This is a genomic window from Streptomyces sp. NPDC046870, from assembly GCF_040704595.1.
In the GTDB taxonomy this organism is placed as follows: domain Bacteria; phylum Actinomycetota; class Actinomycetes; order Streptomycetales; family Streptomycetaceae; genus Streptomyces; species Streptomyces argyrophylli.
Window position 1 is genome coordinate 109,610 of sequence record NZ_JBEYXM010000018.1, and the last position, 22,839, is coordinate 132,448.

The 22,839-nt window shown below is 72.0% G+C and carries 18 protein-coding genes; 12 read left to right on the forward strand and 6 right to left on the reverse strand.

The features are described from left to right. Nucleotides 1-3: 3 nt before the first annotated feature. Both AB0946_RS29995 and AB0946_RS30000 read right to left on the reverse strand, forming a co-directional pair. On the reverse strand, nucleotides 4-1,251 hold the full coding sequence (locus tag AB0946_RS29995; RefSeq protein ID WP_366763791.1) for a sugar ABC transporter substrate-binding protein: 1,248 nt from the start codon (nucleotides 1,249-1,251) through the stop codon (nucleotides 4-6). A 140-nt stretch (nucleotides 1,252-1,391) separates the two neighbouring features. Next, the gene (locus tag AB0946_RS30000; RefSeq protein WP_366763792.1) at nucleotides 1,392-2,414 is read right to left on the reverse strand and encodes a LacI family DNA-binding transcriptional regulator; all 1,023 of its coding nucleotides are present in this window, start codon (nucleotides 2,412-2,414) and stop codon (nucleotides 1,392-1,394) included. Nucleotides 2,415-3,172: 758 nt separating this feature from the next. Between AB0946_RS30000 and pcaC the strand changes: the two genes are divergently transcribed. Genes pcaC through AB0946_RS30020 form a run of 4 tightly spaced genes read left to right on the forward strand, consistent with a single transcriptional unit; the run spans nucleotide 3,173 to nucleotide 6,400 of the window. Next, on the forward strand, nucleotides 3,173-4,468 hold the full coding sequence (gene pcaC / locus AB0946_RS30005; protein ID WP_366763793.1) for a 4-carboxymuconolactone decarboxylase: 1,296 nt from the start codon (nucleotides 3,173-3,175) through the stop codon (nucleotides 4,466-4,468). 36 nt (nucleotides 4,469-4,504) lie between these two features. Beyond that, nucleotides 4,505-5,140, forward strand: coding sequence for an MBL fold metallo-hydrolase (locus AB0946_RS30010; protein WP_366763794.1), 636 nt, complete (start codon nucleotides 4,505-4,507; stop codon nucleotides 5,138-5,140). A gap of 45 nt (nucleotides 5,141-5,185) precedes the next feature. After that, nucleotides 5,186-5,965 (forward strand): exodeoxyribonuclease III, encoded by a 780-nt coding sequence (locus tag AB0946_RS30015; RefSeq protein WP_366763795.1) that lies wholly within the window; start codon nucleotides 5,186-5,188, stop codon nucleotides 5,963-5,965. A 15-nt stretch (nucleotides 5,966-5,980) separates the two neighbouring features. Beyond that, a complete protein-coding gene (locus tag AB0946_RS30020) occupies nucleotides 5,981-6,400 on the forward strand; it encodes a DUF6278 family protein (protein ID WP_366763796.1) in 420 nt (139 codons plus the stop codon). 394 nt (nucleotides 6,401-6,794) lie between these two features. On the opposite strand, the gene AB0946_RS30025 is transcribed toward AB0946_RS30020, so the two are convergent. Continuing rightward, nucleotides 6,795-8,360: a CocE/NonD family hydrolase gene (locus AB0946_RS30025; protein WP_366763797.1), complete on the reverse strand. Its 1,566-nt coding sequence runs from the start codon at nucleotides 8,358-8,360 to the stop codon at nucleotides 6,795-6,797. 108 nt (nucleotides 8,361-8,468) lie between these two features. Beyond that, on the reverse strand, nucleotides 8,469-9,215 hold the full coding sequence (locus AB0946_RS30030) for a hypothetical protein (protein ID WP_366763798.1): 747 nt from the start codon (nucleotides 9,213-9,215) through the stop codon (nucleotides 8,469-8,471). 109 nt (nucleotides 9,216-9,324) lie between these two features. Here AB0946_RS30030 and ggt point away from each other — a divergent pair, with 109 nt between their 5' ends. Next, the gene (ggt, locus tag AB0946_RS30035; RefSeq protein WP_366763799.1) at nucleotides 9,325-11,127 is read left to right on the forward strand and encodes a gamma-glutamyltransferase; all 1,803 of its coding nucleotides are present in this window, start codon (nucleotides 9,325-9,327) and stop codon (nucleotides 11,125-11,127) included. Between the two features lie 134 nt (nucleotides 11,128-11,261). On the opposite strand, the gene AB0946_RS30040 is transcribed toward ggt, so the two are convergent. Both AB0946_RS30040 and map read right to left on the reverse strand, forming a co-directional pair. Then, nucleotides 11,262-13,805 carry an ATP-dependent Clp protease ATP-binding subunit gene (locus tag AB0946_RS30040; RefSeq protein ID WP_366763834.1) on the reverse strand — a complete coding sequence of 848 codons (2,544 nt, stop codon included), beginning with the start codon at nucleotides 13,803-13,805 and terminating at the stop codon, nucleotides 11,262-11,264. Between the two features lie 202 nt (nucleotides 13,806-14,007). Next, complete coding sequence (gene map / locus AB0946_RS30045; RefSeq protein WP_366763800.1) at nucleotides 14,008-14,784, reverse strand: type I methionyl aminopeptidase; 777 nt, start codon at nucleotides 14,782-14,784, stop codon at nucleotides 14,008-14,010. Between the two features lie 61 nt (nucleotides 14,785-14,845). Here map and AB0946_RS30050 point away from each other — a divergent pair, with 61 nt between their 5' ends. The 7 genes from AB0946_RS30050 to AB0946_RS30080 all read left to right on the forward strand — a co-directional run bounded on the left by AB0946_RS30050 (nucleotide 14,846) and on the right by AB0946_RS30080 (nucleotide 22,748). Continuing rightward, the gene (locus tag AB0946_RS30050) at nucleotides 14,846-15,097 is read left to right on the forward strand and encodes a helix-turn-helix transcriptional regulator (RefSeq protein ID WP_366763801.1); all 252 of its coding nucleotides are present in this window, start codon (nucleotides 14,846-14,848) and stop codon (nucleotides 15,095-15,097) included. 423 nt (nucleotides 15,098-15,520) lie between these two features. Further along, complete coding sequence (locus AB0946_RS30055) at nucleotides 15,521-16,360, forward strand: nitrilase-related carbon-nitrogen hydrolase (protein ID WP_366763802.1); 840 nt, start codon at nucleotides 15,521-15,523, stop codon at nucleotides 16,358-16,360. Then, nucleotides 16,357-17,640, forward strand: coding sequence for an aspartate aminotransferase family protein (locus AB0946_RS30060; RefSeq protein ID WP_366763803.1), 1,284 nt, complete (start codon nucleotides 16,357-16,359; stop codon nucleotides 17,638-17,640). The genes AB0946_RS30055 and AB0946_RS30060 overlap by 4 nt, the downstream gene beginning before the upstream one ends. Before the next feature lie 17 nt (nucleotides 17,641-17,657). After that, nucleotides 17,658-19,223 carry a PucR family transcriptional regulator gene (locus AB0946_RS30065; protein ID WP_366763804.1) on the forward strand — a complete coding sequence of 522 codons (1,566 nt, stop codon included), beginning with the start codon at nucleotides 17,658-17,660 and terminating at the stop codon, nucleotides 19,221-19,223. Nucleotides 19,224-19,378: 155 nt separating this feature from the next. Continuing rightward, on the forward strand, nucleotides 19,379-20,221 hold the full coding sequence (locus AB0946_RS30070; RefSeq protein WP_366763805.1) for a nitrilase-related carbon-nitrogen hydrolase: 843 nt from the start codon (nucleotides 19,379-19,381) through the stop codon (nucleotides 20,219-20,221). A gap of 101 nt (nucleotides 20,222-20,322) precedes the next feature. Next, nucleotides 20,323-21,717 (forward strand): dihydropyrimidinase, encoded by a 1,395-nt coding sequence (gene hydA, locus AB0946_RS30075; RefSeq protein WP_366763806.1) that lies wholly within the window; start codon nucleotides 20,323-20,325, stop codon nucleotides 21,715-21,717. An 11-nt stretch (nucleotides 21,718-21,728) separates the two neighbouring features. Next, complete coding sequence (locus tag AB0946_RS30080) at nucleotides 21,729-22,748, forward strand: TIGR03842 family LLM class F420-dependent oxidoreductase (protein ID WP_366763807.1); 1,020 nt, start codon at nucleotides 21,729-21,731, stop codon at nucleotides 22,746-22,748. Nucleotides 22,749-22,839 lie beyond the last annotated feature (91 nt).

Genomic DNA, 22,839 nt, shown 5'->3' on the forward strand with positions numbered 1-22,839 from the left:
ACGTCACTTGGCGGCGGCCTGCGCCGAAGTGAGCGCGTCCTTTGGCGACTTGGACCCGCTGAGAGCGGACTGGACGGCCTTCCACATCTGCTCGGAGATCTTGGGGTACTTGGTGCCCAGGTCGTCACTGGTGCGGCCCTTGGCCGCCTTGGCCGCGTCGACCCACGGCTTCAGATCGGCGTTCGCGGCCACCTGCTTGTCCTGGACCTCGCTGGTGGGGGCCACGTAGGACAGGGTGGTGTCGGTGTTGTATAGGTTGTGGGTGCTGGTCAGGCAGGTGACCAGCTTCTGGGAGGTGGCGTAGCGGCCCGTGTCCTGCTGGACCGGGATGGTGACGAACTCGCCACCGGTCGGGGCCGCGGCGTTGCCGCCGTCGGTGCCGGGGATGGGCAGGACGCCGTAGTCGAAGCCGGCCTTCTTGGCGTTGGCGAGCTGCCAGGTGCCGTTCTCGCTGAACGCGTAGTCACCGCTGGCGAACTCCTGCCAGCTGGTGGTCTGGGTGTTGTTGAGCACCGAGTTCGGGGCGTAGCCGTTCTTCTGCCAGTCCTTCCACAGGGAGAGGGCGGACACGGCCTGGGAGGAATCGAGCTGGGTGAGCTTCGCGCCCGCGCCCCAGAACCACGGCAGGAACTGGAAGCTGCCCTCCTCGGTGCCGATCGCCGAGAACGTGATGCCCTTCTTGCCCGCCTTCTTGACCTTCTCCAGTGCCGCCGTCAGCGAATTCCAGTCCTTGACCGAGGAGATGTCCACCCCGGCCTCCTTCAGCACCTTCTTGTTGTAGTAGAGGGCGAGGGTGTTGGCGCCGATGGGCGTGCCGTAGGTCTTGCCGCCCGACTGGCCGGCCGCGAGCAGGTTGGGGTCCACCTTCGAGGTGTCCAGCTTGTTGTCGTCGGTCGTGGTGAGCACGCCCGCCTCAGCGAGGGTCGACACCACCGGGTTGTCGACGATGAGGAGATCCGGGGAGTTGCCCTGCTGGGCCGCCAGAAGCGTTTTGTTGCCCAGGTCGCTGGTGTCGAAGGCGATCCGCTTGATCTTCACTCCGGCCTTGGTGCCGCACTGGTCCAGCAGCTTCGCCCAGTCCGAGGTCTTGTCGAACTGCGGGTACGGGTCCCAGATGGTGTACGTGCCGCTGCCGGCACCCTTGGTGTCGGTGCTGCCCGAGCTGGAGGAGCAGGCGGTGGCCGTGACGGCCACGGCGAGCGCGGCGATGGCTGCGGCGGTCAGCCGGCGCTGTCTGGAGGAGCTGTTCATCGCGAGGGTTCCTTTGTCTCTGGGCATGCCGGTGCCGAGGGCACGTGGTGGTGAAGGCATGGGACGGTGAAGAACAGTTCGGGCGTTCGGTGAAGTGAAGTCTGGAGAGCTGTGCGGGTGCGGGCAGGGCTTGGTGGTGATCAGGGCGTGGTACCGGTCCCGGCGGGCCCGGTGCTGGCCCGCAGCGAGATCGGGGGCGCGAGGAGGTGGTGCCGGGGCGGCGCTTCGGGGTGGTCCAGCCGCTCCACCAGCAGGTCGACGGCGCGTCGGCCCATCTCCGCCGCCGGTACGTCGGCGGCGGTGAGCTGCGGGGTCACCGTCTCCGCCCACCGGCTGGCGACGACCCCGGTGACGGAGAAGTCGCGCGGCACATGGCGGCCCGCCCGGGCGAGCCCTCGGTAGAGGCCGCCCAGCGCGGCCTCGTTCAGCGTGACCAGGGCCGTCGTGGCCGGGTCGTCGTGCAGGACCCGCTCCAGGCATTCCTGACCCGACGCAGCATCGTCCCCGCAGCAGTACGTCCGTACCGTCAGGCCGCGCTCGGCCGCGGCTTTGGTGAAGCCGTCCAGGCCGCGGTGCGCGGACTCGTATCCGGCCCGCAGCAGCTGCTCGGGGCGGTTGACGAAGGCGACCCTCGTGTGGCCGAGGTCCGCCAGGTGGTGCACGCAGGCCGCCGCGAGCGCGGTGTGGTCCAGGCCCACCCACCAGCCGCCCTCCGGGTGGGCGGTACGGCCGATGGCGACGGAGGGGAAGCCGAGGTCGGCGAGGTGGGCGACCCGGTCGTCCTCCAGCCTGATCTCCATCAGGATCGCGCCGTCGACCCGTCGCTCTCCCAGCAGCCGCTGGAACGAGTGGTCGCTGTCCACGCCGCTCGGTGAGAGCAGTACGTCGTAGTCGTAGGCCGCGGCGGCCTCCACCACACTGCCGATGAAGTCCAGCTGCATGCCGGTGTAGTGGTTGCCGGCCGGCGGGAAGACAAGGCCGATCGTGTTGGTCCGGCCGTTGGCGAGGGCACGGGCGCTGGCGTTCGGGCGGTAGCCCAGTTCGTCGATGACCTGCTGGATCTTCCGGCGCGTGTCGTCCGACACCGGTCGTTTGCCGCTCAGGGCGTAGGACACGGTGCTCCGCGAGACACCGGCCCGCCGGGCGATCTCACCGATGTGCACGGCGACTCCTTGCTCGAACCGGTTCGATGCCCCGGGCGGGACATCGCGTTCAATCGCGTGGATCCTGGGGTGAGGAAAGAACGTCCACCGGCTGTCGAACCGGTTCGCGTGAAAGTGAAGTTAGGAACAAGCCGGGCGGCTGTCAATGCTCGAAACGCCACTTGTTGTAACAGCCCGGAAATCCGGGTACTCCGCCCCGCCCGCTCCCGTCAGGGGTATTGCGGGCGGGATTTCGCCGATGGATAATTTCCTGCGAACCGGTTCGACGAAGCGATCCTTCCGGCAGCCGCATGGCCTGCCTTCTCTGGCCTGCACTTGTTCGAACCCGTCCCACAGAGCGTGCAAGCCGGCCCTCACTCACTGGTAACGGCATGCAGACGAGTAACCGGCCGAGGCGGGCTTGTCGGACCCCGCTACTCAAGGGGGGCGCCGGTCCCGGAGCGGGCCGGGTCGTCCGTGACGTGCCGCAGCCGGTGAGCACTACCACCTTGCGTAACGTCTCCCTGTCGGCCCGCTCAGGCAGGTTGAGTATCGGTTCGGCCGAAGTCATCCGGCAGTGATCGATTCACGCCGCTGTACCGGGCAGCGCAGCACCTCCTCAAACACCCACGAGCGCCGCACCCAGGGGGCAAGACCCCGCGTGAGATCATCCGACGCCTCAGGCGATACGCCGCCCGCGAGGTCTTCAACCTGGTCAGACCGGTTTCCCGCGCACCCGCTTTATAGGGGCGCCCGTGAGACGTGAGAGGGTCTGACGCGTGAGTGAGACACCCCCGAACACCCTGCAATACCGCTTCGACGGGCCAGAAGACGCTCCGGTCCTGATCCTGGGTCCCTCACTGGGTACCACCTGGCACATGTGGGACCGCCAGGTGCCGGAGCTGGCCAAGCAGTGGCGGGTCTTCCGGTTCGATCTGCCCGGTCACGGCGGCGCCCCGGCGCACCCGGCCGGATCGGTCGCCGAGCTCAGCGCCCGGCTGCTGGCGACGCTGGACGCGCTCGGCGTGCAGCGGTTCGGTTACGCGGGCTGCGCGCTGGGCGGTGCGATCGGCATCGAGCTGGCCCTGCGCCACCCCGCGCGGCTCGCCTCCCTCGCCGTGGTCGCGGCCTCGCCCCGGTTCGGCACCGCCGACGAGTTCCGCCAGCGCGGGGTGGTCGTGCGCACCAACGGGCTCGACCCGATCGCCCGGACCGCACCCGACCGCTGGTTCACCGGCGGGTTCGCCGCCGCGCAGCCCGCGATCACCGAGTGGGCCGTGCAGATGGTCCGCACCACCGACCCCGGCTGCTACATCGCCGCCTGCGAGGCCCTGGCCGCCTTCGACGTACGGCCCGAGCTGGGCCGGGTGGGGGTGCCGACGCTGGTGCTGGTCGGCTCCGACGACCAGGTCACCGGCCCGGCCGAGGCCCGCACCCTGGTCGCCGGCATCCCGGACGCCCGGCTCGCGGTCGTCCCCGGCGCCTCCCACCTCGTGCCGGTCGAGCAGCCGGCCGCCGTCACCGACCTGCTCGTCCACCACTTCACCACCGCCTGGCAGCAGCCCTACGACACCGGCCAGACCGCCCTGCCGGGCATGCCGGCCGTCCCGGTCCCGGTCCCGGCCGCCGCGCCGCAGCCCGCACCGGTCGCCGAGATCGCCCCGGCCGCCGTACCGGAGCGGCCCGACGGACAGCCGGACCGGTACCGGACCGGGCTGAAGGTCCGCCGCGAGGTGCTGGGCGACGCCCACGTGGACCGGGCGCTGGCACAGGCCGGCGAGTTCTCCGGGGAGTTCCAGGAGTTCGTGACCCGCTACGCCTGGGGCGAGATCTGGGACCGGCCCGGCCTGGACCGCCGTACCCGCAGCTGCGTCACGCTCACCGCGCTGGTCGCGGGCGGCCACCTGGAGGAGCTGGCCTTCCACACCCGGGCGGCCCTGCGCAACGGGCTCACCCCCGACGAGATCAAGGAAGTGCTGCTCCAGACGGCCGTCTACTGCGGGGTCCCGGCCGCGAACAGTGCGTTCCGGGTGGCCCAGCAGGTGATCCGGGAGGAGACCACGCCCGCCGAGTAGCGCTCCGGGCGGCCGCAGACGGCAGGATGGGGAGACATGAAGCTCACGAAGAAGTCCCATGCCTGCGTCCGCCTGGAGAAAGAGGGGCAGACGCTCGTCATCGACCCGGGCGGGTTCTCCGAGGAGGACGCCGCCCTCGGCGCGGACGCGATCCTGGTCACGCACGAGCACCCGGACCACTTCGACGAGTTCCGGCTGCGGGCCGCCATGGAGAACAACCCGGCCGCCCGCATCTGGACGCTGAAGTCGGTCGCCGACCAGGTCGAGGCGGCCTTCCCGGGCCGGGTGCACACCGTCGGCCACGGCGACACCTTCACCGCCGCCGGCTTCGACGTCCAGGTCCACGGCGAGCTGCACGCGGTGATCCACCCGGACATCCCGCGCATCACCAACGTCGGCTATCTGATCGACGGCGGGAAGGTCTTCCACCCCGGCGACGCCCTCACCGTGCCCGGTGAGGCGGTCGAGACACTGCTGCTGCCGGTGATGGCCCCCTGGAACAAGATCTCGGAAGTGATCGACTACGTCCGCGAGGTGGGCCCGCGGCGCGCCTACGACGTCCACGACGCCCTGCTCACCGACCTCGCCCTGCCGCTCTACGAGGGCCACCTCGGCCGCCTGGGCGGCACCGAGCACCAGCGGCTGCACCCCGGGGCCTGGACCGAGGTCTGAGCGCGCGGAGCGGCGTTGTCGGACCCGCCAGGTAGGTTGTGAAGCATGCGCATCGCTACCTGGAACGTGAACTCGATCACCGCCCGCCTTCCCCGGCTGCTGGCCTGGCTGGAGAGCAGCGGCACCGACGTGCTCTGCCTCCAGGAGGCCAAGGTCGCCGAGGAGCAGTTCCCGTTCGACCAGCTCCGCGAGCTGGGCTACGAGGCCGCGGTGCACGCGACCGGCCGGTGGAACGGCGTGGCGGTGCTCTCCCGCGTCGGCATCGAGGACGTGGTCAAGGGCCTGCCCGGCGACCCGGGCTATGACGGCGTGACCGAGCCGCGCGCCCTCGCGGCGACCTGCGGCCCGGTCCGCGTCTGGTCGGTGTACGTGCCGAACGGCCGCGAGGTCGGCCACCCGCACTTCGCCTACAAGCTCCAGTGGTTCGAGGCGCTGAGGGCGGCCGTGCACGGCGACGCGCAGGGCAGCCGCCCGTTCGCGGTGCTGGGCGACTACAACGTCGCGCCGACGGACGACGACGTCTACGACCCCGCCGCCTTCGAGGGCTCCACCCATGTCACCCCGGCCGAGCGCGCCGCGCTGGCCGCCCTGCGCGAGGCGGGCCTGGACGACGTCGTGCCGCGCCCGCTGAAGTACGACCACCCCTACACCTACTGGGACTACCGCCAGCTCTGCTTCCCGAAGAACCGCGGCATGCGCATCGACCTGGTGTACGGCAACCAGCCGTTCGCGGACGCGGTCAAGGACGCCTACGTCGACCGCGAGGAGCGCAAGGGCAAGGGCGCCTCCGACCACGCGCCGGTGGTGGTCGACCTGGACGTGTGATGCCACGCTGGGTCCATGAACCTTCCGTTCCTGGGCCCCCGGCACGCGAAGAAGGCCGGAGCGGCGCTCCGCGCCGACCCCGAGGCGGTCGCCGCGCTGCTGTCCGAGTGCGAGCTGCTGCGCTCGCAGGCGGCTCGGGCGGGCGTCCTCCTCGACGACACCCCGGCCTCCCTTGAGGCCCTGGACCAGATGGTCCCGCGCTGGCGGGACGACCCGGAGATCCTGCCCTGGCTGGGCCACGACGCCGGGCTGTACCTGGGTACGGTCGTCGTGCGCACCGTACCCGGCGCCGCCTGGCGGATCCGGCCCGACGGCGAGCCCGTCGTACGCCTCGCCTCCGGCCGTGCGGTGGAGGTGGTGCCGGCCGGGGAGGAGTGGGCGGTGAGCGGGGTTCCCGAGCTGTCCCAGCTGTACGCGGAGATCTCCGAGACCTGACGCCCGGGCCGGCGCCGCGCCCCTGTCATCCCGCTCGCCGTCGGCGCACCGCCGCCGCGCGGGCCCGGCAGCACCGATCCCCTCGAACGCGCCCGGGCCGGGGCCCCGTTCGCGCCCGCCGTGCGCGAGCCCCCTACGAGGAGTTCCTCCCCGCGGGGAACCCATCGCCTCCAACCTCGACTACGATTTGCCGTTCATCCCTGTGGTGATGGTGAGGTCGCCGATCCGCATCGGATGTGCGTGCTGCTCTCCCGGTTCGCCGACCGGGTGTCCCGGCGGGAGCGGCGCGGCCCCAGGACCAGGGGACGGCGCACGCCGCTGCCGGGTCCCGGGGGCGCTGCCGTCAGGGGGGCGGCAGTTCAACGGGCCAGGCTCGTCCGGCGGCAGCCGGAGATCACTGCTCGCCGAGCGGGACGGACACGTACGACGGGTCGTCCGGGGGCGAGGAGAAGGTCAGCTGCGCGCCGGACGGGTTGTGCTCGGCGTAGAGCGGGTCGACCGTGTCGACCACCAGCGCGAGGCGGTGCCCGGCGGGGACGTCGTAGGCCGTGGAGTACAGGTCCACGTCGACGGCGAACGGTTCGCCGGGCGTCCGCCCGTGCCAGGTCCAGGGTGCGTGCGTGACGAGCTTGCCGATGCCGAGCGGGCCCACGTCGTACAGGTAGGCGATGAACGTGCCGCTCTCCCCGGTCGGGGTGAGCGTGGTGTGCAGGGTGGCCGTGCCGCGCACCCGCTGGGCGGTGCCGTACCTCTCCGACTGCCACACGGCCGCCCAGCGGCGCGGCAGCAGCGGCACGTAGGCGGTGGGCGGCAGTTGGGCGACCTGGTCCAGGATGCTGGAGAGGAAGACGGTCCCGCCGTCCGCGCCGGAGTCGACGTTCGCGTGGATGGTGGGCGAGCCGGTGAGTGCGACCTCGCGCCGGCTCGCGGTGACCGACTTCCAGTCCCGGTAGCCCTCGTACGCCCCCGCGGTACGGGACGTGAGCCGGACCGGCTGCTCGCGGTCGACGCCGTTGTCGGCGCCCCCGAGGTAGTGGTCGAACCAGCGCCGGGTGTCCGTCCACACGTCGTTGGGCAGTCCGAACAGACCGGTGAGTTCGGGTGTCGCGTGGTCGCCGGGGCGCAGTTCGAGCCGCTTCGGGACGGTCAGCTTCTCGTAGAAGGAGGCGTACTGGTTCACCGGGAACACCGTGTCGCCCCAGGCGTTGGCCAGCATGACGGCGGCGCCGTTCTTGTTGAGCTGGTCCACGTACGTCATGGCGGAACGTTTCCGCCCCCAGTCGATCATCTCCTGTTCCTTCGACAGGTCCGAGGCGTACAAGTTGTCGAAGATGGCGCGCAGTTCGGCGCTCTCGCGGCCGGTGAGGGTGGCCGCGCCGTCCAGCACGGCCGCCGCCTGGAGGTGCTGGGTGCGGCCCGAGTAGATGGAGTCGATCAGGTCGGCCCACCCGCTGAGCGCGGCCACGGCCCGGACACGCTTGTCGTGCGCGGCGGTGAGCAGGCTGATCCCGGCGCCGTACGACACCCCGGCCATGCCGATGTGCTCCGGGTCGGCCGGGGTGTGGGCGAGGGCCCAGTCGATGACCCTGGAGGCGTCCGCCGTGTCGGGCGGGCCGGCCACTTCTATCCGGCCGCCGGACTGCCAGAACCCGCGCACGTTGTAGGTGAGCACCACATAGCCGGAGTCGGCCAGCTCCCGGGCCTGGGCCAGGTACTCCACCTGTGGCAGGCCCCAGCTGGTGGGAAGCACGATGAGCGGGTAGCGGCGTGAGCCGTCGGCGCCCCCGGGGGTGAGGACGTTGGCCTTCAGTACGGTGCCGCCGTCGCCGGCGATGTCGACGAACCGGACGCCGGGGGCGGCCTCGGCGGCCGGTGCCAGACCGACGACCGAGCCGGCGAGCAGGGCCGCCGAGACGGCTGTGGCGGCGGAGGCGCGCAGCGCGGTGCGGCCGTGTCCCATGGGTCACTCCTTCACTCGTGTCCGTGCAAAGTGACCCGACGGTAACCGTGCCCTCTTACCGCAAGTAACCCGTCGGTAAGTTACGTGCGGGTAAAGATTGTTGAAGTGTCACTCGGCGGTGCTGGGAGCGGGCTCCGGCAGCGGTGTCCGTGCCGCCCGCGTCACGTCCGCCACCAGCTCCACCACATCCGGGCCGTACGCCTGGGAGTTGACGACCTTCAGCAGCAACACGAAGGAGCCGCCGCCGTACTTGCGGGCCAGCCGCTCGTGGTGGCGGGCGAGGTAGCGGGTCGCCGCCTGGTTGGTGATCGCCCGTTGGCCGCAGAAGAGGAACACCGGGCGGGTGTCCGGACCGCCGTCCGCGGTGAGCCGGGCGAGCAGCACGTACTCGCTGCGGCCGCCGTCCATGCGGTACTCCTCACCGCCGATCCGGATGGCGCCGACGTCCGGGCCCGTCGCGGCCTCCGCGTTCATCCGCACGCCCGGCAGCAGCGAGGAGAGGTGGGCCTCCATCCGGCGGTTCGAGGCGGGACCGCCGAGGCAGAACTCCGTGCGCTCGCCGAACCCCTGCTGGGCGGCGTCGTGCGCGACCACCCGCGCGTGGGCGTTGCAGTCCTTGATGAGGGCGGACAGTTCCAGCAGGGCGAACACGTCGTGCCGCATCACCGACAGCTCCGGTCCGCCCGCGTTGCGGTTGACCACCAGCAGCGACTCGGCGTGGTCCGGCAGCCCGAAGAAGACCTGCTTGCGGCGCAGCCGGCGCTTCCACAGGTACGTCCGGGCGACCCAGCCCAGCGCGGCCGAGACGCCCGCGGCTATGACTCCGAGGACGATGTTGCGCACGTCGTCGTTCATGGCCGCGCATGGTAGCGGGCCCGGGCGACGGCCACGGTGCGCAGGCGTACTGTCGGTAGTACCGGTTATCCGGTTACGCTGCGCGGACTTGTCCCGACGGGAGGTACGGATGGGTCGTCCAGGCACGCGGAAACTGGCGGTTCTGGCGGTCTCGGCCGCCGTGGTGTCGATGGGGGCGGCCGCGCCGCCCGCCGCCACGGCGGACAGAACGCCGGCGAAGGTCCCCGTGGCCGTCGGCTACGGCGGCGCCGTCGCCAGCGTCGACGCCGACGCATCCGCCGCCGGCATCGAAGTGCTCAAGCACGGCGGCAACGCGGTCGACGCCGCCGTCGCGACCGCCGCCGCGCTCGGCGTCACCGAGCCCTACTCGGCCGGCATCGGCGGAGGCGGCTACTTCGTCTACTACGACGCCAAGTCCCGCACGGTGCACACCATCGACGGACGCGAGACCGCGCCGCTGAGCGCGGACGCCGACCTGTTCACGGAGAACGGCAAGCCGCTCGCCTTCGCCGACGCCGTCAGCAGCGGCCTGAGCGTCGGCACCCCGGGCACGCCCGCCACCTGGCAGCAGGCGCTGGACCAGTGGGGGAGCAAGCGGCTCGGCACCCTGCTGAAGCCCGCCGAGCGCATCGCCCGGGACGGCTTCACGGTGGACGACACCTTCCGTGCGCAGACCGCGTCCAACGAGACCCGGTTCCGCTACTTCCCGGACACCGCCAAGCTGTTCCTGCCGAACGGACGGCTGCCCGTCGTCGGTTCCACGTTCAGGAATCCCGAACTCGCCCGGACCTACGAGCAGCTGGGCCGGCAGGGCGTCGGCGCCGTCTACCGCGGTGACATCGGCGACGACATCGTCAAGACGGTCGAACACCCGCCCGTGGACCCCGCCTCCGGCTGGAACGCCCGCCCCGGCAAGCTGGCCGAGAAGGACTTCGCCGTCTACCGCGCCAAGTTCCAGGCGCCCACCAGGACGTCGTACCGCGGTCTGAACGTGTACTCCATCGCGCCCTCCTCCTCCGGCGGCACCACCGTCGGCGAGGCGCTGAACATCCTGGAGAACACCGACCTGTCGAAGGCGAGCGAGGTGCAGTACCTGCACCACTTCATCGAGGCCAGCCGCATCGCCTTCGCCGACCGCGGGCGCTGGGTCGGCGACCCCGCCTTCGAGAACGTGCCGACGAAGGAGCTGCTGTCCCAGCGGTACGCCGACTCCCGCGCCTGCCTGATCAAGGACGACGCGGTCCTCGCCAGCCCGCTCGCTCCCGGCGACCCCCGGCACCCGGCGTCCTGCGGCCAGGGCGGTACGGCGGCCCCGACGACCTACGAGGGGGAGAACACCACCCACCTCACCGCGGCCGACAAGTGGGGCAACGTCGTCGCCTACACGCTCACCATCGAGCAGACCGGCGGCAGCGGCATCACCGTCCCGGGCCGCGGCTTCCTGCTCAACAACGAGCTGACCGACTTCTCCTTCGCCCCGGCCAACCCGGCCGTGCACGACCCGAACCTGCCCGGCCCGGGCAAGCGGCCGCGCTCCTCCATCTCCCCGACGATCGTCCTGGACCGGCACAACAGGCCGGTCGTGGCGCTCGGTTCACCCGGCGGCGCGACCATCATCACCACCGTGCTGCAGACGCTCACCGGGTTCCTGGACCGGAAACTGCCCCTGGTGGACGCGATCGCCGCACCGCGCGCCAGCCAGCGCAACGCCGCCCGGACCGAGCTGGAACCCGGGCTGTACGACAGTGACCTGCGCAAGCGGCTGGAGGCCATCGGGCACAGCTTCAGCCTCAACCCGGAGATCGGGGCGGCCACGGGCGTGCAGCGGCTGCCGGACGGCAGGTGGCTGGCCGCCGCCGAGAAGGTACGGCGCGGCGGCGGCTCGGCGATGGTGGTCCGCCCGGCGCGCTGACGCCGAGCCGGCCGCGGCGCGCCGGAGGACGTCGTGAGCGGGTTGTCGGGCGGAACCGGGGTGACGCCCCGGAGCCCGGCCGACAGCCCGCCCGGCACGACATCGGCCGGGGTGGATGGTCCCCGGCCGCCGGGTCAGAGTTCGGGCGCGGGCGGCCGGTCCGCTTCCGTGCGGAACTCCAGCCGTCCGTCCCGCGCGTCCACGGTCACCCGGCTGCCCTCGGAGATCGTGCCGTCGAGCAGCAGCCGCGACAGCTGGTTGTCCACCTCCCGCTGGATGGTGCGGCGCAGCGGCCGGGCACCGTACTCGGGCTGGTAGCCGCGCTCGGCGAGCCAGTCGACGGCCGCGCCCGTGAACTCCACCGAGACGCCCTGCCCGTCCAGCAGCCGCCGGGTCGTCTCCAGCAGCAGATCGGTGATCTGCCGCAGCTGCTCGCTCGTCAGCTGCCGGAAGACCACGATCTCGTCGATCCGGTTCAGGAACTCCGGCCGGAAGTGCTCGCGCAGCGGCCGCAGGATCTGCTCGCGCCGCGCCGCCTCGTCGGCCTCCGCACCGCCCGGCCCGAAGCCGATCCCGGCACCGCGCCGGGTGATCGCCTCCGAGCCCAGGTTGCTGGTCATCACGATGACCGTGTTGGTGAAGTCCACGGTCCGGCCCTGCGAGTCGGTGAGCCGGCCGTCGTCGAGCACCTGGAGCAGGATGTTGAACACGTCCGGGTGCGCCTTCTCCACCTCGTCCAGCAGCAGCAGCGAGTACGGGTGCCGGCGCACCACCTCGGTGAGCTGGCCGGCCTCCTCGTGGCCGACGTACCCCGGCGGGGCGCCCACCAGCCGGGAGACGGTGTGCCGCTCCTGGTACTCGCTCATGTCCAGCCGGACCATCCGGTCCTCGCTGCCGAACAGCGCCTCCGCCAGCGCCCGCGCCAGCTCGGTCTTGCCGACGCCGGTCGGGCCGAGGAACAGGAAGCTGCCGATGGGCCGGTTCGGGCTCGCCAGGCCGGCGCGGGAGCGCAGCACCGCCTCGGACACCACGGCGACCGCCTCCTCCTGGCCCACCACCCGCTGGTGCAGGTGCCGCTCCAGGCCGAGCAGCCGTTCCTTCTCCTCCTGGGTGAGCCGGCTGACCGGGATGCCGGTCTGCCGGGACACCACCTCGGCGATGGCCTCCGCCGTCACCTCCAGGTCCTGGCCCTCGTCGGCCTTGGTGCCGCCGGTCACCTGGGCGATCCGCTGCTTCAGCTCGCCGATCCGGTCGCGCAGCTGCTTGGCCTGCTCGTAGTCCTCGTCCGCGACCGCCTGGTCCTTGTCCCGGACCAGCTGCTCGACCTCGCGTTCCAGCGCGCGCACGTCCGTGCCCTTCGTCCGGGCACCGAGCCGGACCCGTGCGCCCGCCTGGTCGATCAGGTCGATCGCCTTGTCCGGCAGCCGCCGGTCGGTGAGGTACCGGTCCGACAGCTCCACGGCGGCGACCAGCGCCTCGTCGGAGTAGCGGACCTGGTGGTGGGCCTCGTACCGGTCGCGCAGCCCGCGCAGGATCTCGATCGTGTCCTCGGGCGTCGGCTCGGGCACCAGGACCGGCTGGAACCGGCGGGCCAGTGCCGCGTCCTTCTCGATCCGGCGGAACTCCTCCAGCGTGGTCGCGCCCACGATGTGCAGCTCGCCCCGGGCGAGCGCGGGCTTGAGGATGTTCCCGGCGTCCAGCGTGCCGCCCTCGCCGCCGGAGCCCGCGCCCACGACGGTGTGCAGCTCGTCGATGAATACGATCAGCCGGTCGGAGTGGGCGCGGATCTCCTCCACGATGTTGTTGAGGCGCTCCTCGAAGTCGCCCCGGTAGCGGGTGCCGGCCACCACCCCGGTGAGGTCCAGGGCCACCACCCGGCGCCCTGCCAGGACGTCCGGGACCTCGCCGTCCGCGATCCGCTGGGCCAGGCCCTCCACGATGGCCGTCTTGCCGACGCCCGCGTCACCGATGAGTACCGGGTTGTTCTTGCCGCGCCGCGACAGCACCTCGATGGTCTGTTCGATCTCCGTCTCCCGGCCGATGACCGGGTCGATCCGGCCCTGCCGGGCCATGTCGGTCAGATCGCGGCCGTACTTGTCCAGGGTCGGCGTGCCGGTGGGCCGCTGGCGCTGCCGCTCCGGGCGGGGCGGCGCGCCCTCCGGCGCCTCGGGCGGCAGGCCGCCCGCCGAGAACCGGGCCGCGTGCAGGATGTGCCCGGCCGCCGAGTCCGGGTTCGCCGCCAGCGCGCTCAGCACGTGCTCCGGGCCGATGTACCCGGCGCCGCTGGCCCGCGCCATGTCGTGCGCGTCCAGCAGGGCGCGCTTGACCGCCGGGGTCAGCGACAGCGAGGTCGGCGGCGGTGCCTCGCCGGGCTGGTGCTGGACGGGGCCCGCCCGGTCGTCGATCTCCGTCGCGAGCGAGTCCGGGTCCGCGCCCGCCCGGCTCAGCAGGCTCCGGGTGGGCTCCGTCGACACGGCCGCGCGCAGCAGGTGCTGGGTGTCCAGATCCCGGCTGCCGTGCTCGGCCGCGTACTGGGCGGCCCCTCTGACCAGCTCCCGGGCCGGCTGGCTGAGAAGGCGGCCGATGTCGATGTGGCGGGGCCCGGGGGCTCCGCCCGAGCCGCCGAAGAAGCGGGCCAGGAATTCACCGAAGGGGTCAGGAGGGTAGCCGTTGGTCATCGCGTGGGTTCCTTCGCTGACGACATGCGGAGCGGCCGGGTAACCCGGGGGCGGGTTGCTCATGCCCACGATGACACGATCCTTGAGGGCGGGCACGTTCGCCCAGCGGAGTGCGGGGCCGGTCCCGCGCGGCGGCCGGAGGCGTGTCGTGACCGCTCGCGCCCGGGGGGCGGGTCCGCGTCCGCGACACGCCCCGCGCCGCTCAGGAAGCCTCGCGGGCCGTCAGGACCCGGGGGCCGTCCTGCGTGATCGCGACCGTGTGCTCGCAGTGGGCCGCGCGGGAGCCGTCGGAGGTGCGCAGGGTCCAGCCGTCGGCCGCCGGGTGGTAGGCGTCGCTGCCGCTCGCGATCACCATGGGCTCGATGGCGAGGACCATCCCCGGGCGCAGCGGAAGGCCGCGGCCGGGGCGGCCCTCGTTCGGGACGTCGGGCTCCTCGTGCATACGGCGGCCCACGCCGTGGCCGCCGAAGCCGTCCGGGATGCCGTAACCGGCCGTACGGCAGACCCGGCCGACGGCGTGCGCGATGTCGCCGACGCGGTTGCCGGCCACCGCCGCCTCGATGCCCGCGGCCAGCGCCCGCTCGGCGGTCTCGATCAGCCGCAGGTCCGCGGGGCGCGGGCTGCCCACCGTGAAGCTGATCGCCGAGTCGCCGGCCCAGCCGTCCAGCAGCGCGCCGCAGTCGACGGAGAGCAGGTCGCCGTCGCGGAGCCGGTACCGGGTGGGGATGCCGTGGACGATCGCGTCGTTCACCGAGGCGCAGATCACCGCGGGGAAGGGGGTCGGCGCGAAGGAGGGGCAGTAGCCGAGGAACGGCGAGGACGCGCCCGCCTCGCGCAGCACCTCCCGGGCCACCTCGTCCAGCTCCAGCAGGGAGACGCCGACGTGCGCGGCCTCCCGTACGGCCGTCAGGGCCCGGCCGACGACCCGGCCCGCCGCGTGCATCGCGTCGATCGACGTGTCCGTCTTCAGTTCCACCATGCCAATTACTATACCGGTATTTGAATGGGTGTAGGGGTGGGGTGGTATTAGAATGGGTCGTATGGTGCGCACCCCCCTCACCCCCGAAGAGCGTGAACGCGGCGAGCGGCTCGGGCAGTTGCTGCGGGCGGCGCGTGGCGGGCGCAGCATGGTCGACGTCGCCGCCGAGGCGGGCGTCTCGGCCGAGACGCTGCGCAAGATCGAGACGGGGCGGGCGCCGACGCCGGCGTTCTTCACCGTGGCCGCGCTGGCACGCGTCCTCGGCCTGTCGATGGACGAGCTGGTCGCCCGGTGCGCCCTGGTGACCGCCTGAAGGGCCCCGTACGGCGGGGCCGGGCGCGCCACGGCCGAGGCCCCGCGACGGGCGCTCGCGCACTGCCGGAAAACTACGGGTAGCGGGCCCGTAACGCCACTGGTGTTGCCTGGTGCGCGGCAGGCGGCCGACCACGTCCGCGTCCGTACTCCCGGCGGGGCCGCCCGGCGGCACCGGGACCCCGGGCACGCGGCGCGTGCCGCCGGGTGCCGCGTGACGGACCGGGGTGGATAGTGTCCCGGTGTGTCACGATCCGTGCCCCGGGGCCGGGCCGGCGGCTCACCCGCAGGGGTGCCAATCGAGATCGACTCAGCGGGTTGGCGGCGATGGTCTTGGCAAGGGCCGCGCGGAGGCTTACTTTCGTCCCTCTACGGCCTGCTCTACGGGCGTAGAGGCTCTGACGTCGTGTCGAAGGAGCAGCTCATGACCAACGTCGTCCGCGCCGCTCTGGTCCAGGCCACCTGGACCGGCGACACCGAGTCCATGATCGCGAAGCACGAGGAGCACGCCCGCGAGGCGGCCCGCCGGGGCGCGCGGATCATCGGGTTCCAGGAGGTCTTCGCCCCCTACTTCTGCCAGGTCCAGGAGCCGGAGCACTACCGCTGGGCCGAGCCCGTGCCCGACGGGCCGACCGTGCGTCGGATGCGGGAACTGGCGCGCGAGACCGGCATGGTGATCGTCGTGCCGGTCTTCGAGGTCGAGCAGTCCGGCTTCTACTACAACACCGCCGCCGTGATCGACGCCGACGGCAGCTACCTCGGCAAGTACCGCAAGCACCACATCCCGCAGGTCAAGGGCTTCTGGGAGAAGTACTACTTCAAGCCCGGCAACCTCGGCTGGCCCGTCTTCGACACCGCCGTCGGCAAGGTCGGCGTCTACATCTGCTACGACCGCCACTTCCCGGAGGGCTGGCGGCAGCTCGGGCTCAACGGCGCCCAGTTGGTCTACAACCCGTCCGCCACCCACCGGGGCCTGTCCGCCTACCTGTGGCAGCTGGAGCAGCCCGCCGCGGCCGTCGCCAACGAGTACTACGTCGCCGCCATCAACCGGGTCGGGCGGGAGGAGTACGGCGACAACGACTTCTACGGGACGTCGTACTTCGTCGATCCGCGCGGACGGTTCGTGGGTGAGGTCGCGAGCGACAAGGGCGAGGAACTCCTCGTCCGGGACCTGGACTTCGACCTCATCGAGGAAGTGCGGCGGCAGTGGGCCTTCTACCGCGACCGCCGCCCCGACGCCTACGAAGGGCTGGTGCAGCCGTGAACGACCTCTACTCCCGCCACCGCAGGGTCCTGCCCGACTGGCTCGCCCTCTACTACGACGACCCGATCGAGATCAGCCACGGCGAGGGACGCCACGTCTGGGACACCGCCGGCCGGCGCTACCTGGACTTCTTCGGCGGCATCCTGACCACGCTGACCGCGCACGCCCTGCCCGAGGTGACCAAGGCGGTCAGCGAGCAGGCCGGCCGGATCATCCACTCCTCGACCCTCTACCTCAACCGGCCGATGGTCGAACTCGCCGAGCGGATCGCCCAGGTGAGCGGCATCCCGGACGCCCGGGTGTTCTTCACGACCTCCGGAACCGAGGCCAACGACACCGCCCTGCTGCTCGCCACCACCTACCGGCGCAGCAACACCGTCCTCGCCATGCGGAACAGCTACCACGGCCGGTCCTTCAGCGCGATCGGCGTCACCGGCAACCGCGGCTGGTCCCCGACCTCCCTCTCCCCGCTCCAGACCCTGTACGTCCACGGCGGCGTGCGCACCCGGGGGCCGTTCGCCCACCTCGACGACCGCGCGTTCATCGACGCCTGTGTCGCCGACCTGAAGGACGTCCTCGGCCACACCCGGCCGCCGGCCGCGCTGATCGCCGAACCCGTCCAGGGCGTCGGCGGGTTCACCTCCCCGCCGGACACCCTCTACGCCGCCTTCCGGGAGGTGCTGAAGGAGCACGGCGTCCTGTGGATCTCCGACGAGGTGCAGACCGGCTGGGGCCGCACCGGAGACCACTTCTGGGGCTGGCAGGCGCACGCCCGCAGCGGCCCGCCGGACATCGTCACCTTCGCCAAGGGCATCGGCAACGGCATGTCCATCGGCGGGGTCATCGCCCGCTCCGAGATCATGAACTGCCTGGACGCCAACAGCATCTCCACCTTCGGCGGCACCCAGATCACCATGGCCGCCGGCCTCGCCAACCTCACCTACCTGCTCGAACACGACCTCCAGGGCAACGCCCGGCGCGTCGGCGGCCTGCTCCTGGAGCGGCTGCGGGCGGTCGGCGCGCAACTGCCCGGGGTGCGGGAGGTGCGCGGCCGGGGGCTGATGATCGGTGTCGAGCTGGTCAGACCGGGCACGGACGACGCCGACCCGCAGGCCGTCGCCGCGGTGCTGGAGGCGGCCCGGGAGGGCGGACTGCTCCTCGGCAAGGGCGGCGGGCACGACACCAGCGCCCTGCGGATCAGCCCGCCGCTGTCGCTGACGGTCGCCGAGGCCGAGGAGGGCGCGGCGATCCTGGAACAGGCGCTGAGGAGCACGTACTAGAGAACAGGTGTACGGCCATGAGCATCACCTCGGAATCCCGGCACGTGCTGGAACCCGCCCTCTCCGTGCGCCAGGTGCTGACCCTGGAGCGCGTGCTCGCCGGGGAGCCCGAGGTGGTGGCCGGCGCCGCGCAGCTCGACCGGCCGGTGCGCTGGGTGCACGTCGCCGAGGCCGCCGACGTCGGCGTCATGCTCAGCGGCGGGGAGATGGTCCTCACCACCGGTGTGCTGCTCGCCGGGGACGAGGCCCGGCAGGCCGAGTACGTCCAGTCCCTGCACCGGGCGGAGGCGGCGGCCGTCGTCCTCGGCCTCGGCCGGGCCTTCCCCGCACCGCCCGAGGTGATGCGCCGGGCCGCCGAGCGCTGCGGGCTGCCCATGGTCGTGCTGCACCGGCCGTTCCCCTTCGCCGAGCTCACCGAGGAGGTCCAGTCCCGGCTCGTGCGGCGCAAGTTCGCCGCGATCAGCCTGTCGGAGAGCGTGCGCACCGCCCTCACCGGGCTGATCACGGCCGGGGCGCCGCTGCAACGGCTGCTCGACGAGGTCGCCCGGCACGCCGGCTGCCCGGTCGTCGTCACCAACCTCGCCCACCGCGTCCTCGGCACGGCGGGGGAGCGGTCCGCGGTGGACGACGTGCTGCGCGACTGGGAGCGGATCGCCCGGCAGGCCGGCGGCGCCGCCGGTGACGGCTGGGTCCGCGCCGAGCTGGGCGGGCGCGGGGAGCGGTGGGGGCGGCTGCTGCTGTGCGGCTACCGGGGCGACGCGGCCACCGGGCGGCTGCTCGCGGACCGGGCCGCCGAGGCACTGGTGCTGCACCGGATGCTCGGCGGGACCCCCGCGCACAGCTGGGAGGAGCAGTCCGCGCAGGGCCTGCTGACCGACCTGGTCTCCGGGGTCGTACCGGCCCGGCAGCTGCTGCCGCGGGCCCGGGCGGCCGGGCTGCCGGTCAACCGCCGCACCTTCGTGCCGCTCGTCGTCCAGGGCCGCACGGCCGGGCAGCTCGACCGGGTGCTGCGTCTGCTGGGGCTGCCCGGCCTCGTCGCCGAGCTCGCCGACGGCGCCGCCACCGTGCTGCTCAGCCTCCCCCGCGACCAGGACGCCGAGGCGCTCACCGCGCACTTCGCGACCCGGCTGCGTGCCGCGTCCCCGGCCGTGGTCGCCGCCGCCGGTGCCCGCACCGCGTGGGACGACGTGCCCGCCGGGCTGCGCGAGGCACGGCACGTCGCCGACGCCGTCGCCGGCTCCGCCGCCGCCCTGGACCTGCCGGCCGTCGTCCGCCTCAAGGACGTCCACCTGCGCGGGCTGATCCGTCTGCTGCGCGACGATCCGCAGGTGCAGTCCTTCGCCGAGCGCGAGCTCGACGGGCTCCTGTGCGACGCCGAACCGGAACTGCTGAACGTCCTGCGGACCTATCTGGCGACGGGCCGCAACAAGTCCCGCACCGCGCAGCTCCACCACGTCTCCCGGCCGGCCCTCTACCGCCGCCTGGAGGCCATACAGGCCCGCCTCGGGATCGACCTGGACGACTTCGAACAGGCGGCCTCCGTGCACATCGCGCTCCTCGCGCACGACGCGCAACAGGGGTGAAACATGCGACGACCTGCGACAACGGCGGTGAAACATGGGACCGGGAACGCGTGACACGGTGGCACGCCGACCACCCGCGGACGTGACACGCTGCCCGTCGAACCGGCCGTCCGGGCTTCCTACGCTCACCGCACACCGAGCTACCGGAGGTCCCGATGAGCCGAGTGATCCGTGCCGCCCTCTTCCAGACCGCATGGACCGGCGACAAGGAGTCCATGATCCAGGTGCACGAGCAGGCGGCCCGCGACGCCGCCGCCCAGGGTGCCCAAGTCCTCTGCTTCCAGGAGCTGTTCTACGGCCCCTACTTCTGCCAGGTCCAAGACAAGGCGTTCTACGAGTACGCCGAACGGATCCCCGAGGGCCCGACCGTCCGGCGCTTCCAGGCCCTCGCCCGCGAGCTGGGCATCGTCCTGGTCCTGCCCATGTACGAGGAGGAGCAGCCCGGCGTCCTGTACAACACGGCCGCCGTGATCGACGCGGACGGCTCCTACCTCGGCAAGTACCGCAAGACCCACATCCCGCAGGTCCAGGGCTTCTGGGAGAAGTTCTACTTCCGCCCCGGCAACAGCGGCTGGCCCGTCTTCGACACCGCCGCCGGCCGGATCGGCGTCTACATCTGCTACGACCGCCACTTCCCGGAGGGCTGGCGGGCGCTCGGCCTCGCCGGCGCCGAGATCGTCTTCAATCCGTCGGCCACCTCGCGCGGCCTGTCCCGCTACCTCTGGCAGCTGGAGCAGCCGGCGGCGGCCGTCGCCAACGAGTACTTCGTCGGCGCGATCAACCGGGTCGGCGTGGAGGACCTGGGCGACAACGACTTCTACGGCACCACCTACTTCGTGGACCCCGAGGCCCGGTTCGTCGGCGAGGTCGCGAGCGACAAGGAGACCGAACTCGTCGTCCGCGACCTGGACCTGGCCAAGCTCCGCGAGGTCCGCGACCGCTGGCAGTTCTACCGGGACCGGGCGCCGGGGGCGTACGACCCGCTGACGGCGCCGTAAGGCACGCCCGGGGCGCGGGGCCGTATCCGACGTGCGGCTCCGCCGCGTGGGCGCCACCAGCCACAGACGACCCGCAGACGGCCACGACAGAGAGGCAGCCCATGACCACGCGCACCGTCATCCGCGGTGGCCTAGTCATCACCGCGTCCGACGAGATCCACGCCGACGTCCTCATCGAGGACTCCCGCGTCGTCGCCCTCGCCGCGCCCGGTTCACAGGACTGGAACGCGGACCGCACGATCGACGCCACCGGGAAGTACGTCATCCCGGGCGGCGTCGACGCCCACACCCACATGGAGCTGCCGTTCGGCGGCACCTTCGCCTCCGACACCTTCGAGACCGGCACCCGCGCCGCCGCCTGGGGCGGTACGACGACCGTCGTGGACTTCGCGGTGCAGAGCGTCGGGCACACCCTGCGCGAGGGCCTGGACACCTGGCACGCCAAGGCCGAGGGCAACTGCGCGATCGACTACGCCTTCCACATGATCGTCTCCGATGTGAACCAGGAGACGCTCAAGGAGATGGACCTGCTGATCGAGGAGGGGGTCACCAGCTTCAAGCAGTTCATGGCCTACCCCGGAGTCTTCTACAGCGACGACGGGCAGATCCTGCGCGCCATGCAGCGCTCCGCCGAGAACGGCGGGCTGATCATGATGCACGCCGAGAACGGCATCGCCATCGACGTCCTGGTCGAACAGGCCCTCGCCCGGGGCGAGACCGACCCGCGTTACCACGGCGAGGTGCGCAAGGCCCTGCTGGAGGCGGAGGCCACCCACCGGGCCATCAAGCTCGCCCAGGTCGCCGGCGCGCCCCTCTACGTCGTCCACGTCTCCGCGATGGAGGCCGTGGCCGAACTGGCGCGGGCCCGCGACGAGGGGCTGAACGTCTTCGGCGAGACCTGCCCGCAGTACCTGTTCCTGTCCACCGACAACCTGGCCGAGCCCGGCTTCGAGGGCGCCAAGTACGTGTGCAGCACGCCCCTGAGGCCGAAGGAGCACCAGGCCAGGCTGTGGCGCGGCCTGCGGACCAACGACCTCCAGGTCGTCTCCACCGACCACTGCCCCTTCTGCTTCACCGGCCAGAAGGAACTCGGCCGCGGCGACTTCTCCAAGATCCCCAACGGCCTGCCGGGCGTGGAGAACCGGATGGACCTGCTCCACCAGGCGGTCGTGGACGGGCACATCTCCCGCCGCCGCTGGATCGAGATCGCCTGCGCCGCCCCGGCCCGGATGTTCGGCCTGTACCCGAAGAAGGGGACCATCACCCCGGGCGCCGACGCGGACATCGTCGTCTACGACCCGCACGCGCAGCAGGTGATGTCCGCCGAGACCCACCACATGAACGTCGACTACTCGGCGTACGAGGGCAAGCGCGTCACCGGCCGCGTCGAGACGGTCCTGTCCCGCGGTGAACTCGTCATCGACCAGCGGGAGTACACCGGACGCGCCGGGCACGGCGTCTTCACCCCGCGCTCCACCTGTCAGTACCTCACCTAGGAGTGGCGCCCATGGACTTCGGACTCGTCCTCCAGACCGACCCGCCCGCCTCCCGGGTCGTCAGCCTGATGAAACGGGCCGAGCGCAACGGCTTCCGCTACGGCTGGACCTTCGACTCCGCCGTGCTCTGGCAGGAACCGTTCGTGATCTACAGCCAGATCCTGGCCAACACACAGAAGCTGAAGGTCGGGCCGATGGTCACCAACCCCGGCACCCGCACCTGGGAGGTCACCGCCTCCACCTTCGCCACCCTCAACGACATGTTCGGCAACCGCACCGTCTGCGGCATCGGCCGCGGCGACTCCGCGATGCGCGTCGCCGGCCGCAAACCCAACACCCTCGCCCGGATCAGCGAGGCCATGAAGGTCATCCGCGCCCTCGGCCGGGGCGAGGAGGCCGACCTCGGCGGCACCAGGATCCGGTTCCCGTGGATCAAGGAGGGCGCCGAACTGCCCGTCTGGATGGCCGCGTACGGACCGAAGGCGCTGAAGATGACCGGTGAGGAGGCCGACGGGTTCATCCTCCAGCTCGCCGACCTCTACCTGACCGAGTACATGGTGAAGGCCGTCAAGGACGCGGCGGCAGCGGCCGGCCGTGACCCGTCCGAGGTGACGATCTGCGTCGCCGCCCCGGCGTACGTCACCGAGGACGCCTCGCCCGAGGCCCTGGCGCACGCCCGCGACCAGTGCCGCTGGTTCGGCGGCATGGTCGGCAACCACGTCGCCGACCTCGTCGCCCGGTACGGCGAGCACTCCGCGCGGGTCCCCGGGGAACTCACCGACTACATCAAGGCCCGGCAGGGCTACGACTACGCCCACCACGGACGCAGCGGCAACCCGGACACCGCGTTCGTGCCCGACGAGATCGTGGACCGGTTCTGCGTCATCGGCCCGGTCGAGAAGCACACCGAGAAACTGACCGCGCTGCGCGCCCTGGGCGTCGACCAGTTCGCGGTGTACGACATGCACGACGCGCAGGAAGCAACCATCGAGGCCTACGGCCACCACGTCATCCCCGCCGTCAACTCCTGACCACCGCCCACGCCTTCCCAGTCCCCCCACGCCCCGCTTGGTCTCCCCTCCCCGCCGTCTTCGGGGAGGGGGCTGGTGCCCGCACGGCCAT